At 59.8% G+C, this 5,855-nt stretch carries 6 protein-coding genes; 4 read left to right on the top strand and 2 right to left on the bottom strand.

The window, feature by feature from the left end; genetic code table 11:
• A partial coding sequence (locus tag F8N49_RS24825) for a DUF427 domain-containing protein (protein ID WP_151553004.1) occupies positions 1-319 on the bottom strand: 319 nt, incomplete at its 3' end.
• A gap of 192 nt (positions 320-511) precedes the next feature.
• On the opposite strand from F8N49_RS24825, the gene F8N49_RS24820 reads away from it, so the two are divergent.
• Together F8N49_RS24820 and F8N49_RS24815 are read left to right on the top strand one after the other, a co-directional pair.
• Positions 512-2,455 carry a DNA topoisomerase III gene (locus F8N49_RS24820; protein ID WP_151553002.1) on the top strand — a complete coding sequence of 648 codons (1,944 nt, stop codon included), beginning with the start codon at positions 512-514 and terminating at the stop codon, positions 2,453-2,455.
• Between the two features lie 542 nt (positions 2,456-2,997).
• The gene (locus F8N49_RS24815; protein WP_041480831.1) at positions 2,998-3,327 is read left to right on the top strand and encodes a hypothetical protein; all 330 of its coding nucleotides are present in this window, start codon (positions 2,998-3,000) and stop codon (positions 3,325-3,327) included.
• A gap of 253 nt (positions 3,328-3,580) precedes the next feature.
• Here F8N49_RS24815 and cynR read toward each other — a convergent pair whose 3' ends face one another.
• A complete protein-coding gene (cynR, locus tag F8N49_RS24810) occupies positions 3,581-4,468 on the bottom strand; it encodes a transcriptional regulator CynR (RefSeq protein ID WP_151553000.1) in 888 nt (295 codons plus the stop codon).
• Between the two features lie 122 nt (positions 4,469-4,590).
• Here cynR and cynS point away from each other — a divergent pair, with 122 nt between their 5' ends.
• Both cynS and F8N49_RS24800 read left to right on the top strand, forming a co-directional pair.
• Positions 4,591-5,058: a cyanase gene (cynS, locus tag F8N49_RS24805; protein ID WP_041480833.1), complete on the top strand. Its 468-nt coding sequence runs from the start codon at positions 4,591-4,593 to the stop codon at positions 5,056-5,058.
• A 58-nt stretch (positions 5,059-5,116) separates the two neighbouring features.
• Positions 5,117-5,776, top strand: a complete 660-nt coding sequence (locus F8N49_RS24800) for a carbonic anhydrase (protein ID WP_110645597.1) — start codon at positions 5,117-5,119, stop codon at positions 5,774-5,776.
• The last annotated feature ends 79 nt before the right edge of the window (positions 5,777-5,855 follow it).

Genomic DNA, 5,855 nt, shown 5'->3' with positions numbered 1-5,855 from the left:
AAAACGCCACGTAGTCGCGGATCGGTGCGACGGAGACCTTCGGGTTTTCGTACGTCCACACAGCGTTGGCACCCTCATGTCCGGGCACTTGCAGGCTGAAATAGTTGGCGTCGCCCTTGTACGGGCAATAGCTGGTGTGGTCGGTGCGGGCGAAGTATTTTTCGTCGATGTCTTCGCGCGGGATGTAGTACACCGGCGGATAGTTGGCTTCGTTGAGGATCATCGCGTGAGAGGACGCGGCGACCTGGATGCCGTGGAACTTCACCAGCAGGCAGCCGGCAAGTTGTTCCAGGCTGATCACGGGACTGGGGCTTTTCATGAGGTTCTCCTGAGCACAGCGAAGAGACCGGTTCAGGTATAGCTGATGGGCTCGGGTCTGGTTGAGATTGCAGCCGAACGGCGAAAATCTTTGGCAATGGTTTTATCTGTATATCCATACAGATAAAAGTTGCTCGCGCCGCAGACTCCAGCCATCCTGTGCGCTCCCACAAACCAACCAGCGATGGTAGCTATGCGGCTGTACCTCTGTGAAAAACCTTCCCAGGCCAAAGACATTGCGGCCGTGCTCGGCGCCAAACGGCGCGGCGACGGCTGCTGGTTGGGAACGGACGTCACAGTGACCTGGTGCATCGGCCACTTGCTCGAAACAGCGCCGCCGGATGCCTACGACGCGCGCTACAAGCGCTGGGTGCTGGCCGATCTGCCGATCATTCCCGACAAATGGAAAATGACCGTCAAGCCGCGCACCGCCAGCCAGTACAAAGCGGTGAAGCGTCTGCTTGGCGAGGCCAGCGAACTGATCATCGCCACCGACGCCGACCGTGAGGGCGAGATGATCGCCCGGGAACTGGTCGAGCACTGCCGCTATCGCGGGCCGATCCGCCGCTTGTGGCTGTCGGCGCTGGACGAGGCATCGATTCGCAAGGCTTTGGCCGCGCTGAAACCGGGAGCCGAAACATTCAGCCTGTATCACTCGGCGTTGGGTCGTTCACGGGCGGACTGGCTGATCGGCATGAACATGAGCCGGTTGTTCACCTTGCTGGGCCGTCAATCGGGTTATCAGGGCGTGTTGCCGGTAGGACGAGTACAGACGCCCACCCTGCGACTGGTGGTCGACCGCGACCGCAGCATCGCCGATTTCGTCCCCGTACCGTTCTGGGCAATCGACGTGGATTTGCTGCACAACGGCACGACGTTTACCGCACAGTGGCGCGCACCATCAGACGTTTGTGATGATCAGGATCGCTGCCTGAATCAGGCCTTGGCGCAGCAAGCGGCAGCGGCGATCAGCAGTGCAGACAGCGCACGGGTGATCAAGCTGAAAACCGAGCGCATGCGCGAAGTGGCGCCCCTGCCCTTCGATCTCGGCACCTTGCAGGAAGTCTGCTCGAAAAAACTTGGCCTCGGCGCGCAGGAGACCCTCGACATCGCCCAGGCCCTTTACGAAACCTACAAAGTCATCACCTATCCGCGCAGTGATTGCGGATTTCTGCCGTTGAGTCAACACGGTGAGGCGCCGTCGATCCTCACAGCGTTGCGCCAGGCCGATCCGAGCCTTGAAGCGTTGCAGGGTTTTCTCGAACCGCAGCGGCGCTCAAGGGCCTGGAATGACGCCAAGGTCAGCGCTCACCACGGCATCATCCCCACCATCGCCGCGAAGAACCTCGAACGTCTGACCGGCAAGCATCGCGCGGTGTACACGCTGATTCGCGCGCGCTACCTGGCGCAGTTCCTGTCCAATCACGAATATGATCGCACCCAGGCCGATTTCGATTGCAACGGGCAGGCGTTGCGCGCGGTCGGCAAGCAGATCATCGAACCAGGCTGGAAGCGCGCATTGCCCGAAGCACTGGCACCGGCCAAGGGCCGCGAAGCACCGGCGCCGCAAACCTTGCCGGCTCTGAGCCAAGGCGTCGAATGCGCTGTGGCGAAGGTGAATCTCAAGGACCTTTGGACGCAGCCGCCAAAACCCTACACCGAAGGCGATCTGATCAAGGCGATGAAGAACGTCGCCAAACTGGTCGAGGATCCGCTGCTCAAACAGAAACTCAAGGACACCACCGGCATCGGCACGGAAGCTACCCGCGCATCGATCATCCAAGGGCTGCTGGATCGTGGTTATCTGGTCAAGAACGGCAAGGCGCTGGCGGCGACACCTGCGGCGTTCAGCCTGATCGATGCCGTGCCGCGCGCGATTGCCGATCCCGGCACCACGGCGATCTGGGAACAGGCGCTGGACATGGTGCAAAGCGGCGAGATGAGTCTGGAAGAATTCGTCACCAAACAGGCTGCGTGGATGAGCAAGCAGGTCAGCCGCTGCTCAGCCCTCAGCCTGACCATCAGCGGCCCGCCGCCTGCCGGCAAAGCCGCAGCGCCGTGGAAGAAAAAGCGCAAGTCGACGGCCAGCAAAACCGCCGGTACGCGCAAACGCACGGCGCGTCCGGCGACTCGCTGAATCCCTTGAGGTTCCCTTCTCTACGCTGCTGAAACGGATCTTTTCTCATTCCAAAATAGCTTTGTCCGACAATATGTAGTGCTTGAAAATAATCACTACAAAACCGTTGACGGCATCGTTTTGCTTTTGCATGATGAAGACGTTCCCCGATCGGGAGCACTGGTAACACGCTTGAGCAAACTCGTCTGACCGCCGAGTTGTTTTTTCCGGATACACGCTGCCCACAAGGCAGATTGAAGAAGCTGACCTGGCCTGAACGTCCAGTACAAGGACGAGAAGCGCTGGCGAAAATTCTCAAGACGCTTGTGGCCGACACTGGATTGTCGTCAAGGAGCCTCCCGGTTTTCGCTGCTTCTCCTCGTTGTGACGCTATTGCGTAGCAGTTATTCAACACGACTACATGCAACAGATGCATGACCCCGTACTTCATACGGGCGAGCGCTGACGTCCTGGTTTCGGTGCCAGGGATCAACTAACCGATGGGCTACCTGTATTAGCGAATCAACTTTGAAAGATCACCAGACTGGTCAAGGGGCATAACAATGAATCTGAACAATCAACCCACTATCGAAGAACTGGCGCGTATGTTCGCGGCGCAGAAAGACAGCCACGACAGCCATATTCTCTGGATCAGCAAGTCGGGCCAGGTACACATCGACTGCCTGTCGCCTCACGCTGGCGAAGAGGAATTCGACCGCAACCACCAGAATCTGCTGGCCCGCCTGAAGATGTACCGCCGCGGCCACGGTTATGTCGGCAAGAAGGCTGCGGCCGACAAGGACTTCATCGGCAGTGTGCTGCAGACGCTGAAACAGGCGTGGGATTCGATGCAGAATCAGAATGAAGTTCGGGTGATTGATCGGTTGTATTGAGTTGTAGGTTATTTAACTAAGGGCCTGCTTCCGATTGGGAGCAGGCCCTTTGTTGTTCTTTTGAGTTTTGCGGCGTGAGTGCCCCCGTCACCCCTCACCCCAGCCCTCTCCCGAGGGAGAGGGAGCCGACCGAGTTGCCTCAGCTCAACCGTAGACCTGAATGACCGTGGCGATTATGAGTCAACGAAGCTCGTTCAGGTCGGAGTAACTTGACCAAACACCTCGGTCAGTCCCCTCTCCCGCTGGGAGAGGGTTAGGGTGAGGGGCTTTTCATGCCGAGCACCAGCTCCACAAACGCCAACGCCGCCGCACTGTGATAATTATTTCTGCGCCGCAACAACGCCGCGCCACGCTGTGGCGCCTCCCCTTCGACCCGCAAGCGGCGCAACGCGCGGTCTTCGCTGGCAATCGCCTCGGGCAGCATGGTCCCCAGCGGCGCATGCCGCACCACTTCCAGCAACGTACTCACCGAATTCACTTCAATCCGCACATGCGGCGTAATCCCGTGCTCGCGGAAATACTCATCCACCAATAACCGCGTAATGAAACCCGGCGCCAGCAAGGCGAAATCCAGTGAAGCCAATTCCGTCGACGTCAACACCGAAGGGCTGTCATAGAGCGGATGCCCAGGCCCGACCATGATCCCCAGCGTCTCGGTAAACGCCGGTATGCATTCGATATCGGCATTGCGCACCGGCGTAAACGCGATCGCGACATCCAGCGAGTCATCCGCCAGCCCGGCCTCGATGTCGTCCATCGACAATTCGAAGATTTCAAGATGAATCCCGGGAAACCGTGCCCTGTAGTCACGCACCAACGGCCCGACCAGATACGCCATGAACGTCGGCGTCATCGCCAGGCGTAGCGTGCCGCGGGACAAGTCCTTCACATCGTGCAAGGCGCGCTGCCCGGCTTCCAGCTCCACCAGCACGCGCCGCGCGCATTCGATGTAAGCCGCTCCGGCATCCGTAGGCTTCACCGTGCGTGAGGTGCGATCGAACAGGCTCACGCCGAGGGTTTCTTCCAGTTGCCTAATCTGCTGCGACAACGTCGGCTGCGACACATGCAGCGCTTCGGCGGCGCGGGTGAAGCCACCGTGATCGGCAACGGCGAGCAAATAACGCAAATGTCGCAACAGCATGAGGGCACCATCTATAGGCAGGGCTTATGCGAAGCATTGTATATCGGTCTTGGACGCTATGAATCGACCGGCGCAACATTGCTTCCACACACAGCAAGCCAACCCCTGAAAGGAGTGACACCATGCAACAGTCCCACGCCTACAACGACAACAGCCTGGCTCTGACCACCCGCGTTCTCGACGCCAAGGCGAAAAAAGATCTGTCGTGGCAGGATCTCGCTGACGGCACCGGCCTCAGCCTGGCTTATGTCACCGCCGCCCTGCTCGGCCAGCATCCTCTGCCGGAAAATGCTGCTCAAGTGGTCGGCGACAAGCTTGATCTGAGCGCCGATGACGTCGCCGCTCTGCAGATCATTCCTTTGCGCGGCAGCCTCAGCGGCGTGCCGACCGATCCGACCATCTACCGTTTTTACGAAATGATCCAGATCTACGGCACCACGCTGAAAGCGCTGGTTCATGAACAGTTCGGTGACGGCATCATCAGTGCGATCAACTTCAAACTGGACATCAAGAAAGTCGAAGACCCGGAAGGCGGCTCCCGCGCCGTGGTGACGCTCGACGGCAAGTTCCTGCCGCTGCGCCCGTTCTAATGCGCCCGGCCCGCATCCTGCGTGCGGGCCATCTCATTTCTGCCACGAGGACACGCCCATGAAAGCCCTGATCGACGGCTTCCTGAAATTCCAGAACGAAGCCTTCCCGCAACGCAGCGAGCTGTTCAAACATCTGGCCACGACTCAGCAACCCGGCACGCTGTTCATCACCTGTTCCGACAGTCGCGTGGTGCCTGAGCTGCTGACCCAGCAAGAGCCCGGCGAACTTTTCGTGATCCGTAACGCCGGCAATATCGTGCCCTCCTACAGCCCGCATCCGGGCGGGGTCTCGGCGACGGTGGAGTATGCGGTGGCGGTACTGGGGGTGACCGATATCGTGATTTGCGGCCACTCCGATTGCGGCGCAATGACGGCGATTGCCCAGTGCAAATGCATGGATCACCTGCCCGCCGTCAGCGGCTGGCTGCAGCATGCCGAGTCGGCGAAGGTGATGAACGAAGCGCGCGTGCATGGCAGCGACGCGGCGAAATTGAGTTCGATGGTGCGCGAGAACGTGATCGCGCAACTGGCGAATATCCAGACCCACCCGAGTGTGCGCTTGGCCCAGGAGCAAGGGCGGCTGAATCTGCATGGCTGGGTTTACGACATCGAGACCGGCTCGATCGACGCGCTCTCTTCCGATCGCCGCACCTTTGTGCCGCTGGTCGAGCAACCTGAGACTTGCGCGATCAGCGCGCAAGCCAGCCACGCTGCCTGACTCACCACCGTGATCGTTCCCACGCTCCGCGTGGGAATGCCTCTAGGGACGCTCTGCGTCCAGTGACGCGGAGCGTCAC

Source organism: Pseudomonas sp. GXM4, from assembly GCF_008923895.1.
Taxonomy (GTDB): domain Bacteria; phylum Pseudomonadota; class Gammaproteobacteria; order Pseudomonadales; family Pseudomonadaceae; genus Aquipseudomonas; species Aquipseudomonas atacamensis.
Note: the sequence above shows the minus strand (reverse complement) of the source record. Positions and strands in the feature narration are given on the sequence as shown.

Coding starts and splice junctions, on each gene's coding strand:
- F8N49_RS24815 (WP_041480831.1), top strand. CDS start 2,998: ATGAATCTGAACAATCAACCCACTATCGAAGAACTGGCGCGTATGTTC.
- cynS (WP_041480833.1), top strand. CDS start 4,591: ATGCAACAGTCCCACGCCTACAACGACAACAGCCTGGCTCTGACCACC.
- F8N49_RS24820 (WP_151553002.1), top strand. CDS start 512: ATGCGGCTGTACCTCTGTGAAAAACCTTCCCAGGCCAAAGACATTGCG.
- cynR (WP_151553000.1), bottom strand. CDS start 4,468: ATGCTGTTGCGACATTTGCGTTATTTGCTCGCCGTTGCCGATCACGGT.
- F8N49_RS24800 (WP_110645597.1), top strand. CDS start 5,117: ATGAAAGCCCTGATCGACGGCTTCCTGAAATTCCAGAACGAAGCCTTC.